This window comes from Flavobacterium buctense (assembly GCF_014486695.1).
In the GTDB taxonomy this organism is placed as follows: domain Bacteria; phylum Bacteroidota; class Bacteroidia; order Flavobacteriales; family Flavobacteriaceae; genus Flavobacterium; species Flavobacterium buctense.
This window is the reverse complement of sequence record NZ_JACTAB010000002.1, coordinates 20,845-45,602: the sequence shown is the minus strand read 5'-3', so window position 1 is coordinate 45,602 and position 24,758 is coordinate 20,845. Positions and strand designations below refer to the sequence as shown.

Here is a 24,758-nt window from a genome sequence, read left to right as displayed (position 1 = left end):
AAAATGAAAAAAGTATTTTTAATTCTTGCTTTTATGTTGGGTGTAACCAGTATGAATGCTCAAGAGAAGAAAGCAGTAGCAGTAACCGAACCAAAAGTTGTAGCAGTTGCTTGTGGGCAATGTATGTTTGGAATGAAAGACAAAAAAGGATGTGATTTGGCCGCTGTGGTTGATGATAAACCTTATTTTGTGGAAGGAACAACATTAAATGACCACGGTGATGCTCATGCGGCTGACGGTTTTTGTTCAGCAGTAAGAAAAGCAGAAGTGATAGGAGAATTGAAAGACAATAAATTTGTCGTAACTTCATTCAAATTACTTCCAAACAAATAAAACTACCTCTTGGCTCAAATCCTAGAGAATATTTCAAAAATAGTAACTCTTTCTCCCGAGGAAGAGTTGCTTTTTTTGTCTAAAATTGAAACCAAACACTACAAAGCCAAAACCGTCATTCTAAGTGCGGGTGAAGTTTGCAAAGATTCCTATTTTGTCAATTCTGGCTTACTGAGAAGCTTCACCATCAATGATAATATTGTGGAACACGTATTGAGTTTTGCCTGCGAAGGTTGGTGGATTGGCGATATGTACAGTTTGCTTTCGCAAAAACCGGGCAATCTTTTTATAGAAGTTTTAGAAGATGCCGAAGTGGTTCTACTCTCCAAAGAAAACCAAGAAGAACTCTACCACTTAATCCCAAAACTGGAACGTTTTTTCAGAATCATAGTCGAAAACTCCTTGGTGGCTTACCAAGAAAGATTGATGGACAATTTGAGCTTATCAGCCGAAGAACGTTTTGACAAATTCTGCAAAAAATACCCAACACTTATTCAAAAAGTACCTCAAAAACAAATCGCTTCCTTTATTGGCGTTACGCCGGAATTCTTTAGCAAAATGAAAAGTCGATTGTTAAGAAAATAGTTGTTTTCAAATCTTTCAGCGCTGAACAATGCCAACTGAACACTGAACACTTCTTTCTTAATCTACATTAAGTGCTCTACACACTTCATGATTGTAAATTTGTATCATAATTATCAGTAAATTTATACATCATGAGAAATACTTTATTACACAAAGCACACACTCGCGGACATGCCGATCACGGTTGGTTAAATGCGCACCACACTTTTAGTTTTGCCAGCTATTATAATCCTGAAAGAATTCAGTTTGGGGTTTTGAGAGTATTAAATGACGACATCGTTGCCGGTGGCATGGGTTTCGGAACACATCCGCATGACAATATGGAAATCATCACTATTCCTTTGGAAGGCGATTTGGCACACAAAGACAGTATGGGCAATACTGAAGTAATCAAATTTGGAGACGTTCAAGTCATGAGCGCCGGAACCGGAATTCAACATTCAGAATTCAATCCGAATCACGATAAAAGAACCAATTTATTGCAAATTTGGGTGTTCCCAAAATACAGAAACGTAGAACCTCGTTACCAACAAATTACATTAGACACGACTGATCGTCACAATAAATTACAACAAATTCTTTCGCCAAATGCAGACGATGCTGGCGTTTGGATTCACCAAGACGCTTGGTTTCACATGGGTAATTTAGACCAAGGAATTACTTTAGATTACAACCGCAAAAAAGAAGGCAACGGACTTTACGTATTCGTAATCAAAGGAAGCGTAAAAGTAGACGGACAAGATTTAGGAGAACGCGATGGATTAGGCATCACAGATTTCGAAAAAGTAACCTTCGAAGCCACAGCTGATGCTGAAGTATTATTAATGGAAGTTCCAATGATTCAGTAATCCTTGTCATTTCGACCAACGGGTGAAATCACATAATGATACTAATTTGATGTGATTTCTCCTTTGTCGAAATGACAAAAAACAAAATACAAACTATGAACAACGAAGTACAACTTAAAATCGATGGGAATAAAGGCTTTTTTTACATTGATGTCGACGGTAAACACGAAGCGATGATGACCTTTGTTTTTGCAGGTGAAAAACAAATCATTATCGACCACACCGAAGTAAGACCAGGTAATGAAGGCAAAGGTTTTGGCAAAAAAATGGTAACCAAAGCCGTAGAATACGCTCGTGAAAACGGCATCAAAATAATTCCGCTTTGTCCGTTTGCCAAAAGTGTTTTTGACAAAGTTCCCGAATTTAGAGACGTTTTATAACACAACAATCATGGCGAATCTTTTAGAAAATAACGTAGAAGGAACTATTGGCACGCAAAAATACTTGTGTACCATTTCTTGGCGTAACGGCACTTTATTGATGGATGAACCGGAAAATGTAGGCGGACAGAATATTGGGCCTGACCCTTTTTCAACCTTCTTAGCCTCTTTAGCCGGTTGTACTTTATCAACATTGAGAATGTATATTGACCGTAAAGGTTGGGATATTCCTGAAATCAATATTTCACTGAATTTAGCCCAAGAAAGTAATGGGGAATTGACCACAACCATTACTCGCGATATTTCTTTTTCTAATGAGGTTTCACCCGAAATAAAAGAACGTTTGTTACTCATTGCTGAAAAATGTCCGGTGTCAAAAATCCTAAAAAACCAGATACAAATTAACACCAAAATATAAAATTATGGATCCAAAAGACCTAACTAAAGAATACACTAATGGCGAAGTGACTATAGTGTGGCAATCGGGAAAATGTACGCATTCTGCCAATTGCGTCCGCAACAATCCCAATGTTTTCAAACCTAAAGAAAAGCCGTGGATTACGCTTGAAGGTTCCACCACAGAGAAGATAATTGAGACGGTCAAAAAGTGTCCGTCGGGCGCATTGACTTACTATTTAAACAACGAAAAATGAAGAAAATCATAGCTTTTGGCGGTTCGTCGAGCAAAAATTCCATCAATAAGCAATTGGCTGTTTATGCTGCGAGTTTGTTTCAAAATGTTGACATTGAAGTTTTGGATTTAAACGATTATGACATGCCGGTGTTTTCCGTTGACTGTGAAAAAGACAACGGTATTCCTCCTTTGGCACAAGATTTTTATGCCAAAATAGGCAGCGCTGATTTTATCGTACTTTCTTTGGCCGAACACAATGGCGCTTACTCTTCAGCCTTCAAAAACACTTTAGATTGGGCTTCGCGAATCGATGCTAAAACCTTTCAACAAAAACCGATGTTGTTATTGGCTACTTCTCCCGGAGCTCGTGGCGGCGGAAGTGTTTTAGACATTGCCACAAAACGATTTCCTTTTCAAGGCGCGGTTGTAAAAGGCAGTTTTTCCTTGCCTACATTCTTTGACAATTTTGATGCTGTAAACGGCATTATCAATCCCGAACTGAAAAAGCAATTGTTGGAGATTATTGACTCTATTGCACTATAAGATTGCAAAAAAGCGAATAGTAGCCTTTTAGCCCCGATTGTCCCGAAGTTTCGGGAAAAATCCTCGAAGAGATTGTAATGGAAAGCGGGAAAATGGTCCCGAAACTTCGGGACAAATATAACCCGAACCTTTCCGCTCCCAAAAAATTACTATTTTTGCTATTCAAAACAAGAAACTAAACCAAATGAAAGCATACGTATTTCCCGGTCAAGGCGCTCAATTCACCGGAATGGGCAAAGACTTATATGAAAATTCGGCAGTAGCCAAAGCGCTATTTGAAAAAGCCAACGACATTCTAGGTTTCCGCATCACCGACATCATGTTTGAAGGCACCGCGGAAGCATTAAAAGAAACCAAAGTAACCCAACCGGCGGTGTTTTTACACTCGGTGATTTTGGCCAAAACTTTAGATAATTTCCATCCTGATATGGTTGCCGGTCATTCTCTTGGTGAATTTTCTGCTTTGGTAGCTAATGGCACTTTGTCTTTTGAAGACGGTTTGAAATTGGTTTCCCAAAGAGCGATTGCCATGCAAAAAGCTTGTGAAATTAAACCTTCAACCATGGCAGCCGTTTTAGGTTTAGAAGACAAAATCGTAGAAGATGTTTGTGCTTCGATTGACGGCGTTGTGGTTGCGGCAAATTACAACTGTCCCGGACAATTGGTCATTTCAGGCGAATTCTCTGCAGTGGAAAAAGCTTGTGAAGCGATGAAAGACGCCGGAGCAAAAAGAGCTTTATTGTTGCCTGTTGGTGGTGCATTCCATTCACCTATGATGGAACCGGCTCGTGAAGAATTGGCAGCCGCCATTGAAGCAACGACTTTTAACACACCGAGTTGTCCAGTGTATCAAAACGTTACGGCTAGCGCAGTATCTGACGCTAATGAAATCAAGAAAAATCTAATCATCCAATTGACCGCTCCGGTAAGATGGACGCAATCGGTACAACAAATGATTAAAGACGGCGCGACGAGTTTTACGGAAGTTGGGCCGGGAAAAGTTTTGGTTGGCTTAGTAAATAAAATAGACAGAGAAGTAGAAACGATTTCGGCTTAATGAAAAACTTACTTGAAATCTTACGCCAAACCGAATCGGCTAAAGTCATTTCAAATGATATTTCTTATGCGGATTATGTGGCGTTGGATTTGTCGGTGACCAATGAAATTTTGGTTACTCAAAAATTGGCTACCGCTAAAGATTACGAGGAATACATTCAGGATTATTTAAATCGAAATAAAGCCAAAATCGCTTTCGGCGGTTACATCGAACACCGCAATTTGTACCAAAGAAGTACGGTTTTTAAAAATGACAATACTGATGAACGCAACATTCACATTGGCTTAGATTTATGGATTAATGATTCTGCGCCCATTTATGCTGCTTTGGAAGGTAAAATTCACAGTCTTCAAAACAATGATGCTCTTGGTGATTACGGTCCGACAATTATTTTAGAACATAAAATCGAAGACTTTACCTTTCATACATTATATGGTCATTTGAGTTTGGACAGTTTAATTGGCAAAAAAGAAGGTGATTTTGTTGAGAAAGGCGAACAAATTGCTACCTTAGGCTTACCTCCGATTAATGGCGATTATGCACCGCATTTGCATTTTCAAATCATCATCGATATGGAAAATAAAAAAGGTGATTATCCGGGAGTTTGCAGTTCGAAAACCTTGCCATTTTATTTGCAGAATTGCCCTGACCCAAATTTATTATTAAAAATTAAATCCTAAATATCATGAAGAAATTAATTGTGTCGTTTGCCCTTGTCGCTTTATTAGCTTCTTGCAAAGACGAAACCAAAGAAAAACTCGATGCTGCTCAAGACGCTGTAACTGAAGAAGTAAAAGAAAAGATAGATTCGGCCAAAATCAAAGCAGAAAGGAGATTGGATTCCATCAAAGAAAAAACCAAAGCCGAGATTGACAGTGCCAAAATTAAAAGTGCTGCCAAATTAGAAGAAGCTGCCAAAAAATTAAAAGAATCGGCTAAATAACAATACCTAAATCCTCATCAAAAGTGGGGATTTTTTATTTAGCTTCACTCTGTTCGGCTTTGCCTCGGGTCCGCTTGTAATTAGTGATGAATACGCCCAAAATAATTAAGACTGTTGCAATGACAAAGTCGAAGGTGATTTTTTCATCCAAAAGTAGCCAACCTAAAAAAACCGCGATAATCGTATTGATATAATTCAAGACTGTAATTTGAGTAGCGGTTACTCTTTTCAAAGCATAATGGTAAGCAAAAAAAGCAATGACCGAACCAAAAATGGAAAGGTATAAAGTGGCCAAAATACTTCTGGTACTCCATGCATTGAAATCGACATCAGGATTTAAGATTAGTGCCAAAACCAATTGAATTATCGCTGCTATGGAAAACTGGTAAAACAAATTCAACGCAATGTTGTTCGACTTATGGGTATGCATTTTGGTGTAAATCGTTCCGGCAGACCAAGATAAAATAGCGATACTCAAATATAAGATTCCGGTTTTATAATTGGGATCTAAAATATCGCCCAAACCGTCTTTAAAAATAAAAACCACACCAAGAAAGCCAACAATTACGCCAAGAAAACCCTTCAGTGTTAGCTTTTGTTGCCCAATCATCGTTCCGCCTAAAAAAACCACTAAAGGTGACAAAGCACTTAATATTGAAGTTAGGCCGCTAGGCACACTTTGCTCGGCAATAGTTGTAAAACCATTGGCCAAAACAATCATCAAAATCGCCGGTATAAATTGGAGTTTGAAGTTTTCCCAACCAATCCAAGTCAATTGTTTTTTATACAATAAAATACCCAAAACAATCAAAGCGGCTAAACCTTGACGGGTGGAAGTTATGTACCAAGGCTCCATGGTTTCAACGGCCACACGAATACCCAAATAAGTAGTTCCCCAAACAACGGCTACAATGAATAAGCAAAAAAGTAATTTAAAATCGGGTTTGTCACTCATGTAGCGTTTAATTGTAATTGCCGAAAAGCAATTTTTTGATTTTATAAATTGGAGCTAACTTCTAACTTTTTGCTCCCATTTCCAGGCTGAAACTAAGGCGTCATCCAAGGACAACTCTGTACTCCAACCTAAAACTTCTCTGGCCTTATCGGTATTGGCGTATGCCTGAATCACATCGCCTTCTCTTCGAGCTACAATTTTATAAGGCAATTTTTGTCCGGATACTTTTTCGAATGCCTGAATTACTTGCAAAACGGAACTTCCGGTTCCGGTACCTAAATTGAAGGTTTCGACTTTCTCCAAATTTTGTTGGTCTAACAAACGTTGTAAAGCCACAACATGTGCTTTAGCCAAATCAACCACATGAATATAATCGCGAATACAAGTGCCGTCAACCGTTGGATAATCATTGCCAAAAACCGATAATTCCTGACGCAAACCCATTGCCGTTTGAGTAATAAATGGCACTAAATTTTGCGGCACACCTAAAGGTAATTCACCAATTTCAGCACTTGGATGAGCACCGATTGGATTAAAATAGCGCAATGAAATGGCATTTAAATTAGTTACTTTGACAACATCATTGATAATTTCTTCTCCAATTTGCTTGGTGTTTCCGTAAGGAGACATAGCCGGTTGGATAGAAGCATTTTCGGTAATTGGCATTACTTCTGCTTGACCGTAAACCGTACAAGAAGAACTGAAAATAAAGTTAGCCTGAGGCAATGACGTTAGTTCCTGCAATACATAAACCAAAGTATTGATATTGTTTTCATAGTACAATAAAGGATTTTCAACACTTTCCCCGACCGCTTTTGAGGCTGCAAAATGAATTACACCAACTAGGTCATGGTGCTTTTTGAAGAAGTTTTGAACGGCAGCTTTTTCCCTTAAATCAATATTTTCAAAAACCGGTTTCTTTCCGGTAATCTTTTCAATTCCGTCTAAAACCGAAAGGGAAGAATTTGATAAATTATCAATGGCTACTACTTCAAAACCTTGGTTTTGCAATTCAACCACTGTATGTGAACCTATAAAACCTAAACCACCTGTTACTAGTACTTTCATATATTTAAGAAAATAGAAAAAAGAGAATAGAAAAAGACAGTTGACGTTTAAAAAGTCTATTTTCTAAATTCTATACTCTTTTCTCTTTATTTTAAGAACTCTAAAACGCTGTCTGTGATAAATTTGATTTGCTCGTCGTCTAATTCGGTATGCATTGGCAATGAAATTACTTCCTTCACCAATTGGTTGGTAATCGGAAAATCTTCCTCTTTATAACGACTGTCGGCATAAGCTTTTTGAGAATGCAACGGAATCGGATAATAAATCGCACACGGAATCCCTTTCGCCAATAAATGTTCCATCAAACCGTTTCTATCGGCATCAATAATTCTTAATGTATATTGGTGGAACACATGACAGTCGCAAATATCACAAATACTCGGAGCAATAATATTTTTGTGGCCTTCAAAGGCTGTCGAATATTTACGAGCCGCATCCTGACGCGCTTTTCCGTAAGCATCTAACAAAGGTAATTTGGCATTTAAAACACCGGCTTGAATACTATCCAAACGAGAATTTACGCCTACTACATCATGGTGATAACGCACATACATGCCGTGATTTACGATTCCGCGAATTTTGTGTGCCAAAGCATCGTCGTTGGTAAAAATCGCACCACCATCACCGTAACAACCTAAGTTTTTAGAAGGGAAAAATGACGTGGAAGATACGTGACCAATCGTTCCCGCTTTCTTTTTGGTTCCGTCAGAGAATTTACAATTGGCACCAATCGCTTGGGCATTGTCTTCAATTACGTATAAATTGTGTTCTTTGGCAATGGCCATAATCGCTTCCATATTCGCAGCGCGACCAAACAAATGTACGGGCACAATCGCTTTGGTTTTAGGCGTAATCGCTTTCTTAATTGCCTCGATAGAAATATTCATATTCACGATATCCACATCCACCAAAACCGGAGTTAATTGCAATAAAGCAATCACTTCAACTGTTGCAGCAAAGGTGAAATCGGCTGTAATTACCTCATCGCCGGGTTTTAAATCCAAACCCATCATCGCAATTTGCAAAGCATCGGTTCCGTTGGCACAAGGAATCACGTGTTTCACGTCTAAATATTCTTCAAGATTTTTCTGAAATTCGTGAACCAATGGTCCGTTGATGTAGGTTGTGGTATCTAAAACCTCCTGAATCGAAGCGTTTACGGTGTCTTTTATTTTTTCGTATTGACTTTTTAAGTCAACCATCTGAATTTTTCTCATGTTCTAAAAAATTATGAGTAGCAAAAGTAAGAAATTCTGAAGTAGAATTCCATGTTCCGCAAAAGAAACGTATTTTAGCGCATCAAAATTTTTGGGATGTTTTTTTTATACAATATTTTACTGGTTTTGGCTTCACAACTTGTGAAAGTATTGGCGCTTTTCAGTCCCAAAATAAAGCTGTTTGTCAGCGGCAGAAAGACCGTTTTTGAAACTTTAGCAGCTAAAATAAATCCCGAAGACCAAACCATTTGGTTTCATGCCGCTTCTTTAGGCGAATATGAGCAAGGTTTGCCGGTGATGGAGCGCATCAAACAGGAATTTCCAAAACATAAAATTGTACTCACCTTTTTTTCCCCTTCGGGTTATGAAGTTCGAAAAAACAATGCGATTGCTGATGTGACGGTTTATTTGCCTTTGGACACGAAAAGCAATGCGCAAGAATTTCTGAAATGGGTTCATCCCGACTTGGTGTTTTTTATCAAATATGAATATTGGCCGAATTATTTAAATGAATTGAAAAAAGGCGATATTGAAACCTATTTGATTTCGGGAATTTTCAGAGAAAAGCAAGCATTCTTTAAATGGTATGGCGACTTTTATCGCAATGCCCTGAAAACCTTTGAGTACTTTTTTGTTCAAAATGAAAGCTCTAAAATATTGCTCCAATCTTTGGGCTACCAAAATGTAAAAATTTCAGGCGATACAAGATTTGACAGAGTAGTTTCCATTTTAGAGAGAGACAACTCTTTGGATTTTATCCAGCAATTTAAAAACAACACTACGACCATCGTTATTGGGAGTTCTTGGCCAAAAGATGAAACTCTATTGGTAAACTTTATCAATCAAGCCGATGCCAATGTGAAATTCATCATTGCGCCACACAATATTAAAGCGGAACAAATTTCAAATCTTCAATCTCAAATCACAAAATCAACCGTTTTATTTTCAGAAAAGGAAAACCGAAATTTGACCGAATTTCAAGTTTTTATCATTGACACCATCGGTATTTTGACCAAAATTTACAGTTATGCTGATATTGCTTATGTAGGCGGCGGCTTTGGAAATCCGGGCGTGCACAATATTTTAGAGCCGGCAACTTTTGGGATTCCGATTGTGGTTGGCCCTAATTATTCGCACTTTGCAGAAGCTACGGCGTTGGTTAACATGGAAGGTTGCATTTCTATTTCAAACCAAAGCGATCTCAATGATGCTTTTGATAATTTAATTTCAAACGAAGATATTCGTCACGAAAAAGGACATATTTGCGAAACATTTGTCCAAATGAACATTGGTGCGACCGATGTTATTTTGAGACACATTTGTAACAACTCAAACTAAAAACAAACAAATAAACTTAACAAACAAAACAAGCTCATGAAATTTTTAAGACTTCTCCTCTTATTTGTTTTTGTTCAAACTCAAGCCCAACAAGGCGGCATGTGGATTCCTTCTTTATTAAAAGGAATGAACGAAACCGAAATGAAAAATTTAGGCATGAAAATCAGTGCCGATGATATTTATTCCATTAACAAATCCAGTTTGAAAGATGCTGTGCCCCATTTTGACGGTGGTTGTACTGCGGAAGTCATTTCAGACAAAGGGTTGATTTTAACCAATCACCACTGTGGTTATGACAACATTCAAAGTCACTCTACCATTGAACACGATTACTTGACCAATGGTTTTTGGGCTTACAAAATGGAAGACGAATTACCCAACAAAGACTTATTTGTAACCTTTATCATTCGCATTGAAGATGTTACTGACAAAGTACTATTCGGGGCAACTAATTTGACTTCTGAAGCGGATAAACAAAAAAAAATAAAGGATAACATCGCTGAATTAAGCAAAACTTTGCCTAAAGAATCTTGGCAAGAAAACAGTATTAGAACATTTTATGATGGGAATCAATATATTTTATTTGTAACCGAAACTTTCCGCGATGTTCGTTTGGTCGGCGCACCGCCAAGTTCGATTGGAAAATTCGGTTCCGATACGGACAACTGGGTTTGGCCAAGACACACCGGCGATTTTTCCTTGTTCCGAATTTATGCCGATAAAAACAACCGTCCGGCAGCTTACTCTACCGAGAATGTGCCTTACAAACCCAAATATTTCTTCCCTATTTCTATAAAAGGTATAAAGGAAAACGACTTTACCATGGTAATGGGTTATCCGGGAAGAACTCAGGAATATTTACCCGCAGTTGCTGTTGAGCAAATCGTAACTACTTTGAATCCGGCTAAAGTGGATATTCGCGATGCCGCCCTGAAAGTGCAAAATGAATTCATGCGAAAAGACAATGCTATTAAAATTCAATACGCCTCTAAAAACGCCAGTATTGCCAATTCTTGGAAAAAATGGATGGGTGAAACCAAAGGGTTGAAAAAATCAAATGCTGTGGGTATCAAAAAAGAATTTGAAGCCAACTTCCAACAAAAAGTTATCTCGGCCGGAAAACAAACAGAATATGGAAATCTATTGGCTGATTTTGAAAAAAATTATTCCGAAATAAAAGATTATGCTTTGGCAAGAGATGTATTTACCGAAGTAGCTTTGCGCAATACCGAAATACTAAATTTAGGTTACAAATTATACCAATTAGAGCAAATTTATAACACCAAAGGAGAACAATCTTTTAACGACAGAAGAAACAATTTAATCAATGGTCTAGGGGATTTTTACAAAGACTTTAATGCAAAGGTAGATGAAAAAGTATTCGAAAAATTGATTGGAATTTATGCTACTACTTATCCGAAACAGTTTCTGCCTAGTACTTTTGTAAATGTAAATGCCTCGAGTTTGACTTCTGAAGTTTTTACCCAATCACAATTGGTTAGTTACGACAAAATAAAAGTATTATTAACCGGTGACAGCAAAACCGTTTTGGAAAATTTGAATAAAGACAAAGGATTCCAAGTGATTAAAACCATGGCGGATGGTTACTTGAAAAATGTAGCACCGAAATATGATGAAATCAATTTAAGAATTAGCGCTACACAAAGAACGTACATGAAAGCCATCTTAGAATTGAGTAAAAAATCAGACCGAATTTTTCCGGATGCTAACAGTACTTTCCGCGTAACCTATGGTAAGATTAAAGGTTACAAACCTAATGATGGAGTAATTTACGAACCGTTTACCTATTTAGATGGCGTTATTGAAAAATACATTCCGGGTGATTATGAATTTGATGTTCCTCAAAAACTGATTGATCTATACAATACTAAAGACTATGGAAATTATGGGGTAAACGGCAAAATGCCGGTGGCTTTCATTGCTACTAATCACACCACAGGAGGAAACTCGGGTAGCCCGGCACTTGATGCTAACGGAAATTTAATTGGTTTAAATTTTGACCGAGTATGGGAAGGAACCATGAGTGATATTTATTATTCTCCTGAAATATGCCGAAACATTATGGTTGACATACGTTATGTGTTATTTATAGTAGATAAATTTGCCGGCGCTGAGAATCTAATCAAAGAAATGAAGATTGTTGCATCAAAGAAAAAATAAAACATTAAGCAACTCTTAAGTTTTGGCACGATTATTGTAAAATGAAAATCGAAGCAAAATAGAGGTTTTTAAAAAAAGTTAAATAAAAGTTTTTCCAAATAAAAAAATTTATATCTTTGCTCCGAATTAATAATTAACCTTTTATAATTAAGTAAGATGAAAAAAGTATTTTTAAGTTTAGCTGTTGTTGCTGCATTAACTGTAGTATCTTGTAAACAAGCTGATGCTGCTGCTGAGCCAGCTGCTGACACAACTGTTGTTGCTGAGCCAGCTGCTGACACTACTGCTGTTGCTGCTGACACTACTGCTGCTGCTGCTGACACTACTGCTGCTGCTACTGAAGCTCCAGCTGCTAAGTAATTCTAAATTACAGTAAGAAATTAAGCCACGCAATGCGTGGCTTTCTTTTTTTTATAAAAGTCTAAATAATATCATGTTTCTCACTCTACCGCTGAAAAAATGGAATCTCCTGATGAGAAATCCAATATCTCTGCTTTTGAAGCATACTTACTAATTTCATCAATTCCCTTTTGCATCATCAATTCAGTGGAATACTTTCTGCTGATGGCAAAAACTTTCTGATCCTTCATTAGCTTAAAAAAAGATTTCCCTTTAGCCGTTTTAAACCTTAGGAAGTGATGCGAATCTATAGAAACTTTAAAACCCTCAATAGCTTCTTCGCATTCAAATCGAATTTCGTAATGGGCACTTGTAAATATTGTCTTCCCTTTTCTGGAGACAAATTCAAATTTATAAAAGTCATTTAATCTTTTAGTGATAACAAAAGTTCCCATACGGATTTAAAAGTAATTAAAATAAAAAAGCCTCTAACATTACGTTAGAGGCTTTGTACTCAAGGCGGGACTTGAACCCGCACGAACATTGCTGTTCACTGGATTTTAAGTCCAGCGTGTCTACCAATTTCACCACTCGAGCATTATAAGTAGTTGAGCGAAAAACGGGGCTCGAACCCGCGACCTCGACCTTGGCAAGGTCGCGCTCTACCAACTGAGCTATTTTCGCATTTCAAATTTTGTAAGAACGACAATACTTGTTCCGTATTGCGGATGCAAATGTAATACTAAAATTGAATTATACAAACCTTTTTTAGAAAAAAACTTTTTGAAAATCTAATTCCCTGATTAGCAAAATCAACTGATGAGCCTTATTTTTTTAAAAGCATTCTTTTCAACTCATTTAGCTTCATTAATGCTTCCACCGGTGTTAATGTATTGATGTCTAAATTCAGAATATCTTCTCTTATTTCTTCCAGCAAAGGATCATCCATACTGAAAATATTGAGCTGCATTTCATCCTTAGCCGATTTTATGGTGTTGAGCGCATCGCTTGAATGGTTTTTCTCTAGTTTCTTCAACAGCTTTTGCGCTTTTTGAATCACCATTTGCGGCATTCCGGCCATTTTGGCTACGTGAATTCCGAAACTGTGAGCACTTCCGCCTTTTACCAATTTTCTGATGAAAAGGACATTGTCTTTCAATTCTTTCACCGAAACATTATAATTCTGGATTCTCGGCAATAATTCACTCATTTCATTCAACTCATGATAATGTGTCGCGAATAGTGTTTTTGGTCTTGCCGGATTTTCATGCAAAAATTCTGCAATAGCCCAAGCGATGGAGATTCCGTCATAAGTACTGGTTCCGCGACCGATTTCATCTAAAAGCACCAAACTTCTATCCGAAATATTGTTCAAAATGGAAGCCGTTTCATTCATCTCGACCATAAAAGTCGATTCACCCATCGAAATGTTATCGCTGGCGCCAACTCGAGTAAAAATTTTATCGATTACACCCATTCTCACTTTCTCTGCCGGAACAAAGCTTCCCATTTGGGCCAACAAGACAATCAAAGCGGTTTGTCTTAAAATCGCCGACTTACCCGACATGTTTGGTCCGGTAATCATAATTAATTGTTGGGTTTCTCTGTCTAAGAAGACATCATTAGCCACATAAGGCACACCAACCGGCAATTGCTTTTCAATCACGGGATGACGACCGTTCGTGATTTCCAATTCAAAAGTATCATCCAAAACCGGACACACATAATCGTTTTCTATCGCCAATTGCGCAAATGAAGTCAAGCAATCTAATTGGGCTACCAAATTAGCATTCAACTGTACTTGTTTGATATAAGTACCAATCCAAATCACCAATTGTTCAAACAAATGGCTCTCTATTTGGTGGATCTTTTCTTCGGCGCCGAGAATTTTGGTTTCGTATTCTTTAAGCTCTTCGGTGATATATCTTTCAGCATTGACTAACGTTTGCTTTCTAATCCATTCTGCAGGAACTTTGTCTTTGTGCGTGTTTCGAACTTCAATATAATAACCAAAAACATTGTTGAAAGATATTTTAAGCGAAGTGATTCCGGTTCTTTCAGATTCTCGGGCTTCAATGCCTTCCAGATATTCTTTTCCGGAAAACGAAATATTTCTTAACTCATCCAATTCGGGATGAATTCCTGTTGCAATCGCGTTTCCTTTGGCAATCGAAACCGGCGAATCTTGATTCAATGTGGCTTTTATTTTTTCTCGAAGCAAATCACAAGCATGCAAATTATCGCCAATGACCCGAACGGCTTCTTGCTTGCTTTCTAACGCAAGTGTCTTTATTGGTATAATTGCATCGAGAGATTCTTTCAGATAAATCACCTCGCGGGGCGAAATTTTTCCGGTGGCTACTTTCGAAATCAAACGCTCTAAATCAGAAATTTGCTTGATTTGGTATTGAATTTTTTGAAGGATTTCTTGATTTTCTTTTAAATAAGTGACCACTTCATGACGGCTTCTGATTTTATCAATATTCTTCAAAGGCAAAGCCAACCAACGTTTTAGCAACCTTGAACCCATTGGCGAAAGCGTTCTGTCGATTACATCTAAAAGCGTTACGGCATTTTGGGAATGACTGTGGTACAATTCTAAATTCCGAATCGTAAATCGATCCATCCAAACATAAGCGTCTTCGGCTATGCGTTGGATATTAGTGATATGTTGAACCCTGTTGTGTTGCGTTTCGGATAAATAATAAAGAATCGCACCGGATGCTATAATGCCATCGGGTAATTCCTCTACGCCAAAACCTTTTAAGGAATTGGTTTGGAAATGATTCCTCAAAGTTTCTACCGCGTAGTCTTCTTTATAAACCCAATCTTCGAGATAAAATACATTAAAATCTTCGCCAAAGGCTTCTTTGAATTGTCCTTTGTTATTTTTTTGGATTAAAATTTCACTCGGACTGAAGTTTTGCAACAACTTGTCAATGTATTCTTCATTGCCTTGAGCCGTTAGAAATTCGCCCGTAGAAACGTCTAAAAAAGCCACGCCTAATTGTTTCTTCCCAAAATAAATTGAAGCTAAAAAGTTATTAGCCCTTGAATTTAAAACCTCATCATTCATAGAAACACCCGGCGTTACCAATTCGGTTACCCCACGTTTCACAATGGTTTTGGTCATTTTTGGATCTTCCAATTGGTCACAAATTGCAACCCTAAGTCCGGCTTTAACCAATTTGGGTAAATATGTATTTAAAGAATGGTGCGGAAATCCGGCCAAAGCGGTTTCTGTTTCAGAACCGGCACCGCGTTTGGTTAAAACAATCCCTAATATTTTTGACGCCCGAATCGCATCTTCCCCAAAGGTCTCATAAAAATCGCCGACTCTAAACAACAAACACGCATCGGGATACTTTCTTTTGATCTCGTTGTATTGCTTCATTAAAGGCGTTTCCTTGGCTTTGTTCTCTTTGGCTGACAATGGATTTCGAATTAAATTTATAAGATAGCGAATTTAAATATTTTAGGTCGAATAGCTGATGCAAAAAAAATTAATTTAATATTAAGGCAAAAAAAAAGTCTCGGTTTTATATTTTGAATAGATTTGCTTCAGAAACTTAAAAACATAATACCATGAAAAAAATAATTTTACTTGCTGCCTTAGTTGCTTTTGGTGTAACAACGTCTAATGCTCAAACTGCAAAAAAAGTAGCTACTAAAACAGCTGCAAAAGTGGAGGCTCCAAAAGTGGACGGCCCGGGAATGCTTTTTGAAAACGAAACTTTAGATTACGGAACCATTCCAGCGAACTCTGACGGTAAAAGAGAATTTGTATTCGTTAACAACGGAACAAAACCACTAATCATCGAAAGCACTCAAGGATCTTGTGGATGTACAGTTCCATCTAAACCGGAAAAACCAATCCAACCGGGAGAAAGAGGTGTTATCGGTGTAAAATATGATACTTCAAGAGCCGGACAACCTTTTACTAAAACTGTTACTGTTAAATCAAATGCAGTAGGTCAAGAAACTAAAGTTTTGACTATTAAAGGAAATGTTTTGCCTGCTGAAACTAAAGTTGAGCCTATAAAAAGTTAATTACACTTAATTATAAATTCGAAAAGTCCTGATTTTAATCGGGACTTTTTTTTTGAATATCTTTGCGATATACGATCGAAGGTCGAATTTTATAAAATAAAAAATAAAGCAATGCGAAAGCTCGAGAATAAAGAATTAGAAAGAAAATCTGTAGCCGACTTTAAAGAAGCAGAAAAAACACCCATAATAATTATTCTTGATGACATCAGAAGTTTGCACAACATCGGTTCTGTTTTTAGAACGGCAGATGCTTTTTTGATTGAAAAAATATTTTTGTGTGGGATTACCGCTGTTCCGCCAAATAAAGAAATACACAAAACGGCTTTAGGTGCAACCGAAACAGTCACATGGGAATACCAAAAAGAAGTGACAGACGTAATCAAAAATTTAAAAAAAGACGACTTGAAAGTTTTTGCCGTTGAACAAGTAGAAAAAGCAGTTTTTTTACAAGATTTTATTGTGGATAAGGAAAAAAAATATGCTCTGGTCTTTGGCAATGAAGTCTATGGTGTCTCCCAAAAAGCCATTGAAATTTGTGATGGTTCGATTGAAATTCCGCAAATTGGAACCAAACACTCCTTAAATATTTCGGTTAGCGCCGGAATAGTAGTTTGGGATTTATTCCAAAAAATGAAATTTTAAGCCCACTTTTTACTTTTTAAGATAATTTTATAATAAAAAAGAGTAGTGATTGATTATTTTTATAGCCATGAAAAAGAATCTGATTGCCTTTTTATTAGTAATGTTCTGCACTACTCCATTTGTTTTTGGAAGTGTGAAAAAAGTTTTAAGCAGTAGGCAAACAACCAATATTGCACCTATATTAGCGGCAACCGGAAACCAAGTTTATTGTCCGGGAACCTCTATGAAAATCGTAACCGACATGACAATCACCGATCCTGACGACATTGGTATTGATGCGATTTACATTCAAATTTCATCAGGTTATGAATTTGGAGAAGATGCATTACTCCTTACCGGAAGTCACCCCAATATTAACCCAATCTGGAATGCCATAACAGGAACTTTAACTTTGCAAGGGATTACAGCGCAACCCACTTACGTCGAATTGGTAGCAGCCATTAAAGATATCGAATTTTCTTCCAGCGCTGCAACGCCTTCCGGAACCAGAAATTTTTCTATAACAGTTGGTCAAGCCAATTATCTTCCATCAAATGGACATTATTACTTGTATATTCCTAATGTCGGAATCACATGGTCTGCGGCAAAGGATGCTGCACAAGCCAGTACTTATTATGGATTACAAGGTTATTTGGCCACTATAACATCAGCTGAAGAAGCCCAAATCGCAGGAGAACAAACCACCGGAGCGGGTTGGATTGGCGGTAGTGATCAAGAGACCGAAGGCATTTGGAAATGGATGACCGGACCGGAAAATGGCACCATCTTTTGGAATGGAAACTTTACCGGTTTTACAAACAATTATGCCTTTTGGAATACCGGAGAGCCCAATAATGCAGGCGATGAAGATTATGCACATGTTACAGCAGTTGGTGTTGGCATACAAGGTTCTTGGAATGATTTATCAAATACAGGCGCAGCAGGTGGCGATTATCAACCAAAAGGTTATATAGTAGAATACGGAGGTATGCCTGGCGACCCAATTCTACAAATTTCTTCCAGCACTACAATAACTATCGCGGCGATTACTTCTTTTACGACAGCAGTAAGATGCGGAACCGGAACTGTTTCACTACAAGCAGTATCTAATACCGGAAACGTAAATTGGTATGATGTTCCCACGGGTGGAGTGCCAATAGCTTCGGGTAATAATTTTACAACGCCTAGTATTACTTCAACCACTATATACTATGCTGCGGCGAATTCGGTCAGTTGTCCTGATACTTCCAGAGTTCCGGTAACTGCATCGGTAACCCCAAAACCAATTCTGACCTATAATTCACCCTATTATATGTGCGATCAAGAATATACGATTATTGAGGTTGCTACTTCTTCCGGAATAATGTTTTGGTATGAAAGTCTAACCAGTACAAACCCTATTTTCTTGGGGACAAACTTTGTTGTACCCAATATCAATCAAAACACTACTTTTTATGCCGAAGCTAATTTTAGCAATTGTCTTTCAGATAGAGTACCGATACAGGTAAATGTATTTACTGGTCCAGTGCTTTCAGATGAAACAATTGAATTGTGTGAAAGTGATGTTATCACTTTAAGTGCTGAAAATCCGGGTATGAATTACCTCTGGTCGACAGGCGAAACTACCCAAACTATTACAACAACAGGACTTTCAAATTATACGGTAACAGTAACCACACAAGCTCCGGAAAGTTGTACGAAAACAAAAACCTTTACCCTAAATTACAATCCCGAACCTGTAATTTCAAGTATTGACACGGCAGATTTACAAGTAACCATCAACACCACACAAAACGGGGATTTTGAATATTCACTAGACGGAATCAACTATCAAAGTTCTAATGTTTTTATGGTGAATGAAGGCGGAATGTACATCGCTTATGTAAGAGAAAGAAACCAATGCGGTTTTGACCGAAAACCATTTGTAGTTCTTTCAATTCCGGATTTTTTTACGCCTAACGGAGATACCATTAACGACACTTGGTCGATTAAAGGAGCTACTTTTTACGCCAATGCTGAAGTACGGATTTTCGATAGATTTGGCAAGTTAATTTCGGTCTTAAACAATACCAATTGGGCTTGGGATGGCACTTATAATGGTTACCTATTGCCTTCAACTGATTATTGGTTTGTAGCGAAAATTGATGAAGATTTACCGGAAATCAAAGGGCATTTCTCAATGTTGAGATAAAAACTTACTGTATTTTATTTTTTATTTCTTCTAAAATAAAAATATAGTCCTCCTGATGGTTCAGAAAATCTCTATTGGTCACATCAATAATTAAAATATTTAAATCCTTTTGTGATTTTATGTAATCTAAATAACCATTGTTGATTTTCTCTAAATATTCCGCCGGAATTTCTTGTTCGTAGCTTCTTCCTCTTGTTTTGATATTGTCTAAAAGTCTATCGGTACTTTGATACAAATAAATATACAAATCGGGCTTCGGCATTTCTTTATAGATGATATCGAACATTGTTTTATACAAACGAAACTCATCCTCGGCTAAAGTTACTTTGGCAAAAATCAATGATTTGAAAATATGGTAATCCGCTACGATAAAATCCTTGAACAAATCGAATTGCGCCAAATCATCGGAAATTTGCTGATACCTATCGGCCAAAAAAGACATCTCTAACGGAAACGCATACCGGTTTTGATCTTCATAAAATTTTGGCAAAAAAGGATTGTCCGCAAAGCGTTCCAATACAGTTTTGGCATTAAAATCTTCCGCTAATTTGTTGGTTAAAGTCGTTTTTCCGGCACCTATATTACCTTCGATGGCAATGTAATTAAAATGGTCTAATTTAATATTAGCAATTGGCGTTTCCAAAGTTTGAACCACTTTACAATTGCTTTTATCTTCGGACAACACCAACAATTCGTGTAAATATTTCTGCAAAATAGGATGACGCCAATCGAGATTCAAATCCTTCATCGGCAACAACACAAACAAGCGATTCTGCATTTCAGGATGTGGTACTTGCAGCTTTTCGGAGGCGATGATTTCTTCGTCAAAAGCAATCACATCAATGTCTATTATTCGGGCTTGGTAACCGGCTACCTCTTCGCGAACTCTTCCCAAAGCTTCTTCGAGCAACAAAACTTCTTCCAAAACCTGATGCGCCGATTTGTTCGTATTCATCACCAAAGCACAATTGTAAAACGAGTGGCTTTCAAAACCCCATGAAGGCGTTTCATAAAGTTTAGAAACTCGGATTATGGTGCCAACTTCCTTGTGCAAATCAGCGATACAACGCTCAATATTTTCGAGACGGTTGCCTTGGTTGGTGCCCAATGATAAAATGACTTGATGCTGCTTGTTCATAGAAGCACAAATTAACTAAAACTATTTCAGAATAACGGCAAAAACCAACCGACTGTTAATAACAATTTCTCAACAATTCATTTGACCCAAAATCATAAAACTTCTTTAAATAGTAACCGCTTTGTGCCGAAAAGGCATTATTTTTGTTTAGCCAATGCGTAACTAAATCTATCACATCATGTTAAAGAAAATCCTGAAAATTGTCGGAATTGTTTTGTTGCTATTAGTGGTTTCCGCTTTTGCCATTCCGTATTTCTTTAAAGACCAAATCAAAGCTAAAATTTTAACGGCTATCAATGAAAAAGTCGATGCCAAAGTAGCTTTCGCCGATGCCGATTTAAGCTTGTTCAAAAACTTCCCGAATGCGAGTGTCAATATTGAAAAACTCTCTATCATCAACAAAGCGCCATTTGAAGGTGATACTTTAGTGACTTTTGAAGAATTAAATCTGAAAATGTCCATTGGGCAATTGTTCAACGGCGAAAACGAACCGATGCAAATTGACGGCATCGATTCGAAAAACGGATTGATCAACATTATTTTCAACAAAGATGGAGTTGGCAATTTCGACATCGCTTTAAAAGAAGAAAAAAAAGCTGATGATGGTAAAAGCAAACCGCTTTCCTTAACCATAAAAGAATATTCGGTAGAAAATTTTAAGTTCAAATATTACGATGAGAAGTCCAAAATCAAAATGGTTTTAGACAGTATCAATCACGAAGGAACAGGCGATTTTGCGGCTTCTAAATTGGATTTGGCAACCAAAACTACCACCAAAGTTTCACTCGATATGGACAAAGTCAACTACATGAACAACGTAGCAGTTTCTTTGGATGCTGTTCTCGGAATTGATTTAGACCAAAGTAAATATACGTTTAAGAAAAACGAAGCGAAAATCAACGAATTGCCACTGAAATTTGACGGATTTATCCAAATGACGGACGACGGACAAGTGTATGATTTGACTTTTCAAACGCCGACTTCATCTTTTAAAAACTTTTTGGGCTTGATTCCGGCGCAATATTCGAGTAATTTGAAAGACGTGAAAACCAGTGGCGATTTTACCGTAAAAGGTTTTGCCAAAGGAAAATTAACCGACACGACTGTTCCGAAATTCAATATCGATATTGCTTCCAATAATGCTTCGTTCCAATATCCGAACTTGCCGAAATCGGTTCAAAATATCATCATCGATACCAAAATCATCAACGAAACCGGTTTGATGAACGATACTTATGTGAATTTAGACAAACTCTCTTTCCAAATCGACCAAGATGTGTTTAATGCGAAAGCGAATATTAAAAACATAGCCGAAAATGCCTTGGTCAATGCCGAACTCAAAGGCACCATTAATTTGGCCAATGCCACCAAAGCGTATCCGGTGAAATTAGACAAACCGTTGACCGGAGTTTTAAAAGCCGATGTGAAAACGGAATTCGACATGCAATCCGTAGAAAAAAGCGATTATGCCCGAATCAAAAATGCGGGAACGATGGATTTAACCGGGTTCAACTATACCGATGAAAACGGCAAAACGATGAAAATTAGTCGGGCTTTGGTTTCTTTTGATCCAAGTCGGGTGAATTTAAAACAATTCAATGCTACCACCGGCAAAACCGATTTAGCCGTAACCGGTGTTTTAGAAAATTTCTACGGTTTTATCTTCAAAAACCAAGAACTGAAAGGCAACTTCAATCTGAATTCAAATCAATTGGCGGTAAGTGATTTCATGACTACCGGAACTGAAACGGCGAAAGACGCTAAAGCCAGTGAGCCAATGAAAATACCTGCGTTTTTGAATTGTTCGTTAACAGCGAAAGCCAACACGGTTTTGTATGACAATTTGGTGCTGAAAAATGTTTCCGGGAAAGTGATTATCAACGATCAAAAAGCGACTTTAGAAAACGGCAAAACCGATATTTTTGGTGGTTCAATTGCGTTTAACGGTGATGTTTCTACCAAAGAAAAAACACCCAAATTCAACATGGATTTAGGATTAAACGGCGTTGATATTCAACAAACGTTTACCCAACTTGACATGATGAGTAAAATTGCACCCATAGCGGGAGTCATTAACGGAAAATTGAATTCTAAAATCAAATTGTCCGGAAATTTAGATGCCAAAGAAATGACACCTGATTTGAAAAGCATCACTGGAGATTTATTGGGACAATTGCTTTCGACTACAGTAAATTCAAGCAATTCGACGTTGTTGACTGCTTTGGATAGCAAGTTAGGCTTTGTAGATTTGACCAAATTAAACCTGAATGATTTAAAAGCCGCTTTAACCTTCAAAGACGGAAAAGTCAACGTAAAACCTTTCGATATAAAATACCAAGATATTAAGGCTACAATCGGCGGAACACATGGTTTTGACCAATTGATGAATTACAAAGTGAAATTGGACGTTCCAGCAAAATATTTGGGTACCGATATTAATAATTTAATCGGAAAACTGACGCCTGCAGATGCTAAGAAATTTGAAACGATTCCGATAAATGCCCTACTTACGGGGAATTTCAAAAATCCGAATGTAACTACCGATGTCAAACAAGCGACCACAACTTTAGTCAATAATTTGGTGAAACAACAAAAAGACAAATTGGTTTCGGGTGGAAGAGATGCGTTAAATAATGTGATTTCAAATGCTACCAAACCCAAAACCGATACGACTAAAACCGACGTGAAAACAGATGTGAAAACTAAAGCAAATGACTTACTGAACGGTTTGTTGAAAAAGAAGAAAAAAACAGCGCCAAAAACAGAAACAACAACTCCGACGCCAACTCCATCAAAATAAAAAGAAACCCTTTCGTAACTGAAAGGGTTTTTATTTAAACGTTTATCTTAACCACATAACCTTCAAAGGTTCGGACATTAAAAACCGTTCCGTCTTCAAACATCAAATATTGTCCTTTGATACCGGTTAGTTTTCCGGTGAAATTGGGTGATTTGTCTAAACTCAAACTAGTCACTTTACTCGGATATTGCAGCACCGGATAATGTAATTGGTATAAATCTTCTTTATTCGGATTAAAAAATTCTTGCACTTCTGTTGGAATTAAATTCTCCAGTTTTAATCTTTCCGCCATTAAATCTACTTCGGGCACATCGTTTTTGAGCATTTTTTGCCAATTGGTTTTGTCGGCATAATGGTTTTTTAAAGCGACTTCGGTAATGCCCGCCAAATAGCGATTCGGTACTTCTACAATTGGAATGGCTTGAACGGCGCCTTGGTCAATCCAACGCGTTGGTACTTGGGTATTTCGAGTTACACCAACTTTGATTTCGCTCGATAACGCCAAATAAACAATATGCGGTTGCAATTGCACTTTCTTTTCATATTCTAAATCGCGATCTTCAATGTCTAAATGCGCCGTACTCAATTCGGGTTTCATAATCCAATCGCCGGCTGCAGCTGAACTCATAAAGCAATCGTAGCAAAATCCTTGGCGGAAAATCTTTTTCTTTTTACCGCAATTCAAACATTGATAACCTTGAAAAGAAATTTCCAACGATTTGTCTAACAATTGATTCAGACTCAAAAAACTGTTCTCAAACACCAGATAATACTGGATTGGATTAGAGAATTCGGTTTGCATTTTGGTTAATACACCTTCGTATGTCATACTACTGTTCTGTTTTTTGGATAAAAATATAATAAAGTTAGTATATTAGCGTTATCATTTTACGTCTAACCCAATCTTATTTTCTATGAAAAACCTAATGAAAGTTGCCTTATTGGTTTTTGCATTTGTAACACTATCTTTTATCTCTGCTGAGAAAAAAGAAATTAACGTAGTAATTGATGCCGGTCATGGCGGACATGATTTAGGCGCAACTCATGAAGATGTTCTTGAAAAATCAATTGTTGCCGAGGTTACTAAAAAAATTCAGTCAATGAATACCGATGCTGATATAAAAATTCATATCACCAGAACCGATGACAATTATTTGACATTACAAGAAAAAACCGACTTTATTAATAAAATCAAACCTGATTTGGTTATTTCGCTTCATACGAATTCGAACAAAAACACCACCACAAAAGGAATTGAAACGTTTTATTCTGAGAAATCCACTACGGCTTTACAATCTCAAGAATTGGCTACTAAACTAAGCGAAGAATTCACTAAAAACATTCCTTTAAAGAATCGCGGTGTAAAAAAAGCACCTTTTTGGATTCTAACAAAATCAGATGTACCGGCTGTAATTGTTGAAATGGGTTTTATCTCAAACAAAAGTGATAAAGACTATTTAACCAACGAAGATGGACAAACCAAAATCGCGAAAACTATCTTAGATTTTATCATAGGTTTGAAACACTAAATCCAAAT

25 protein-coding genes and 2 tRNA genes are annotated in these 24,758 nt (G+C 37.3%); 18 read left to right on the top strand and 9 right to left on the bottom strand.

All coding sequences use genetic code 11. From position 1 onward, the window contains the following. The first annotated feature begins 3 nt into the window (after positions 1 to 3). The 10 genes from ICG50_RS04200 (at position 4) to ICG50_RS04155 (ending at position 5,323) form a co-directional block, all read left to right on the top strand. Positions 4 to 333, top strand: a complete 330-nt coding sequence (locus tag ICG50_RS04200; protein ID WP_187659669.1) for a DUF6370 family protein — start codon at positions 4 to 6, stop codon at positions 331 to 333. A 9-nt stretch (positions 334 to 342) separates the two neighbouring features. Then, entirely contained in the window at positions 343 to 918 is a 576-nt protein-coding gene (locus ICG50_RS04195) for a Crp/Fnr family transcriptional regulator (RefSeq protein ID WP_187659668.1), read from the top strand. 131 nt (positions 919 to 1,049) lie between these two features. Next, on the top strand, positions 1,050 to 1,766 hold the full coding sequence (locus ICG50_RS04190; RefSeq protein ID WP_187659667.1) for a pirin family protein: 717 nt from the start codon (positions 1,050 to 1,052) through the stop codon (positions 1,764 to 1,766). Positions 1,767 to 1,861: 95 nt separating this feature from the next. Continuing rightward, entirely contained in the window at positions 1,862 to 2,146 is a 285-nt protein-coding gene (locus ICG50_RS04185; protein ID WP_187659666.1) for a GNAT family N-acetyltransferase, read from the top strand. A gap of 10 nt (positions 2,147 to 2,156) precedes the next feature. Then, positions 2,157 to 2,564, top strand: a complete 408-nt coding sequence (locus ICG50_RS04180) for an OsmC family protein (protein WP_187659665.1) — start codon at positions 2,157 to 2,159, stop codon at positions 2,562 to 2,564. Between the two features lie 4 nt (positions 2,565 to 2,568). Then, positions 2,569 to 2,799, top strand: coding sequence for a (4Fe-4S)-binding protein (locus ICG50_RS04175; protein WP_187659664.1), 231 nt, complete (start codon positions 2,569 to 2,571; stop codon positions 2,797 to 2,799). Next, positions 2,796 to 3,323 (top strand): NADPH-dependent FMN reductase, encoded by a 528-nt coding sequence (locus ICG50_RS04170; RefSeq protein ID WP_187659663.1) that lies wholly within the window; start codon positions 2,796 to 2,798, stop codon positions 3,321 to 3,323. The genes ICG50_RS04175 and ICG50_RS04170 overlap by 4 nt, the downstream gene beginning before the upstream one ends. A gap of 184 nt (positions 3,324 to 3,507) precedes the next feature. Next, the gene (gene fabD, locus ICG50_RS04165; protein ID WP_187659662.1) at positions 3,508 to 4,380 is read left to right on the top strand and encodes an ACP S-malonyltransferase; all 873 of its coding nucleotides are present in this window, start codon (positions 3,508 to 3,510) and stop codon (positions 4,378 to 4,380) included. Next, the gene (locus ICG50_RS04160; protein ID WP_187659661.1) at positions 4,380 to 5,060 is read left to right on the top strand and encodes a peptidoglycan DD-metalloendopeptidase family protein; all 681 of its coding nucleotides are present in this window, start codon (positions 4,380 to 4,382) and stop codon (positions 5,058 to 5,060) included. Before fabD ends, ICG50_RS04160 begins: the two co-directional genes overlap by 1 nt. Before the next feature lie 5 nt (positions 5,061 to 5,065). Then, positions 5,066 to 5,323 (top strand): hypothetical protein, encoded by a 258-nt coding sequence (locus ICG50_RS04155; RefSeq protein WP_187659660.1) that lies wholly within the window; start codon positions 5,066 to 5,068, stop codon positions 5,321 to 5,323. A gap of 34 nt (positions 5,324 to 5,357) precedes the next feature. Here the strand turns inward: ICG50_RS04155 and ICG50_RS04150 are convergent, their stop codons facing one another. The 3 genes from ICG50_RS04150 to ICG50_RS04140 form a co-directional block, all read right to left on the bottom strand. After that, a complete protein-coding gene (locus ICG50_RS04150) occupies positions 5,358 to 6,278 on the bottom strand; it encodes a DMT family transporter (protein WP_187659659.1) in 921 nt (306 codons plus the stop codon). A 54-nt stretch (positions 6,279 to 6,332) separates the two neighbouring features. After that, positions 6,333 to 7,346 (bottom strand): UDP-glucose 4-epimerase GalE, encoded by a 1,014-nt coding sequence (gene galE, locus ICG50_RS04145; protein ID WP_187659658.1) that lies wholly within the window; start codon positions 7,344 to 7,346, stop codon positions 6,333 to 6,335. Between the two features lie 86 nt (positions 7,347 to 7,432). Then, positions 7,433 to 8,563 carry a DegT/DnrJ/EryC1/StrS family aminotransferase gene (locus ICG50_RS04140; protein ID WP_187659657.1) on the bottom strand — a complete coding sequence of 377 codons (1,131 nt, stop codon included), beginning with the start codon at positions 8,561 to 8,563 and terminating at the stop codon, positions 7,433 to 7,435. 96 nt (positions 8,564 to 8,659) lie between these two features. Here ICG50_RS04140 and ICG50_RS04135 point away from each other — a divergent pair, with 96 nt between their 5' ends. The 3 genes from ICG50_RS04135 (at position 8,660) to ICG50_RS04125 (ending at position 12,442) form a co-directional block, all read left to right on the top strand. Then, a complete protein-coding gene (locus tag ICG50_RS04135) occupies positions 8,660 to 9,901 on the top strand; it encodes a 3-deoxy-D-manno-octulosonic acid transferase (RefSeq protein ID WP_187659656.1) in 1,242 nt (413 codons plus the stop codon). A gap of 36 nt (positions 9,902 to 9,937) precedes the next feature. Then, positions 9,938 to 12,082, top strand: coding sequence for a S46 family peptidase (locus ICG50_RS04130; protein ID WP_187659655.1), 2,145 nt, complete (start codon positions 9,938 to 9,940; stop codon positions 12,080 to 12,082). 156 nt (positions 12,083 to 12,238) lie between these two features. Beyond that, entirely contained in the window at positions 12,239 to 12,442 is a 204-nt protein-coding gene (locus ICG50_RS04125) for a hypothetical protein (protein WP_187659654.1), read from the top strand. Positions 12,443 to 12,522: 80 nt separating this feature from the next. On the opposite strand, the gene ICG50_RS13180 is transcribed toward ICG50_RS04125, so the two are convergent. The 4 genes from ICG50_RS13180 to mutS all read right to left on the bottom strand — a co-directional run bounded on the left by ICG50_RS13180 (position 12,523) and on the right by mutS (position 15,854). Continuing rightward, complete coding sequence (locus tag ICG50_RS13180) at positions 12,523 to 12,672, bottom strand: hypothetical protein (protein WP_343069205.1); 150 nt, start codon at positions 12,670 to 12,672, stop codon at positions 12,523 to 12,525. A 260-nt stretch (positions 12,673 to 12,932) separates the two neighbouring features. Further along, positions 12,933 to 13,018 (bottom strand) — tRNA-Leu (locus ICG50_RS04115). Positions 13,019 to 13,032: 14 nt separating this feature from the next. Then, positions 13,033 to 13,105, bottom strand: a tRNA-Gly gene (locus tag ICG50_RS04110). A gap of 142 nt (positions 13,106 to 13,247) precedes the next feature. Next, the gene (gene mutS / locus ICG50_RS04105; protein WP_187659652.1) at positions 13,248 to 15,854 is read right to left on the bottom strand and encodes a DNA mismatch repair protein MutS; all 2,607 of its coding nucleotides are present in this window, start codon (positions 15,852 to 15,854) and stop codon (positions 13,248 to 13,250) included. Positions 15,855 to 16,006: 152 nt separating this feature from the next. On the opposite strand from mutS, the gene ICG50_RS04100 reads away from it, so the two are divergent. The 3 genes from ICG50_RS04100 to ICG50_RS04090 all read left to right on the top strand — a co-directional run bounded on the left by ICG50_RS04100 (position 16,007) and on the right by ICG50_RS04090 (position 19,283). Beyond that, on the top strand, positions 16,007 to 16,471 hold the full coding sequence (locus tag ICG50_RS04100; RefSeq protein WP_187659651.1) for a DUF1573 domain-containing protein: 465 nt from the start codon (positions 16,007 to 16,009) through the stop codon (positions 16,469 to 16,471). 111 nt (positions 16,472 to 16,582) lie between these two features. Continuing rightward, positions 16,583 to 17,113: a TrmH family RNA methyltransferase gene (locus ICG50_RS04095; RefSeq protein ID WP_187659650.1), complete on the top strand. Its 531-nt coding sequence runs from the start codon at positions 16,583 to 16,585 to the stop codon at positions 17,111 to 17,113. Positions 17,114 to 17,180: 67 nt separating this feature from the next. Continuing rightward, complete coding sequence (locus ICG50_RS04090; protein WP_187659649.1) at positions 17,181 to 19,283, top strand: T9SS type B sorting domain-containing protein; 2,103 nt, start codon at positions 17,181 to 17,183, stop codon at positions 19,281 to 19,283. 4 nt (positions 19,284 to 19,287) lie between these two features. On the opposite strand, the gene folK is transcribed toward ICG50_RS04090, so the two are convergent. Further along, entirely contained in the window at positions 19,288 to 20,421 is a 1,134-nt protein-coding gene (gene folK / locus ICG50_RS04085; RefSeq protein WP_187659648.1) for a 2-amino-4-hydroxy-6-hydroxymethyldihydropteridine diphosphokinase, read from the bottom strand. Positions 20,422 to 20,599: 178 nt separating this feature from the next. Between folK and ICG50_RS04080 the strand changes: the two genes are divergently transcribed. After that, entirely contained in the window at positions 20,600 to 23,221 is a 2,622-nt protein-coding gene (locus ICG50_RS04080) for an AsmA-like C-terminal region-containing protein (RefSeq protein WP_187659647.1), read from the top strand. A gap of 34 nt (positions 23,222 to 23,255) precedes the next feature. Here ICG50_RS04080 and ICG50_RS04075 read toward each other — a convergent pair whose 3' ends face one another. After that, a complete protein-coding gene (locus ICG50_RS04075) occupies positions 23,256 to 24,050 on the bottom strand; it encodes a DUF2797 domain-containing protein (RefSeq protein WP_187659646.1) in 795 nt (264 codons plus the stop codon). Between the two features lie 85 nt (positions 24,051 to 24,135). On the opposite strand from ICG50_RS04075, the gene ICG50_RS04070 reads away from it, so the two are divergent. Then, entirely contained in the window at positions 24,136 to 24,750 is a 615-nt protein-coding gene (locus ICG50_RS04070) for an N-acetylmuramoyl-L-alanine amidase family protein (protein ID WP_187659645.1), read from the top strand. Positions 24,751 to 24,758: the final 8 nt, after the last annotated feature.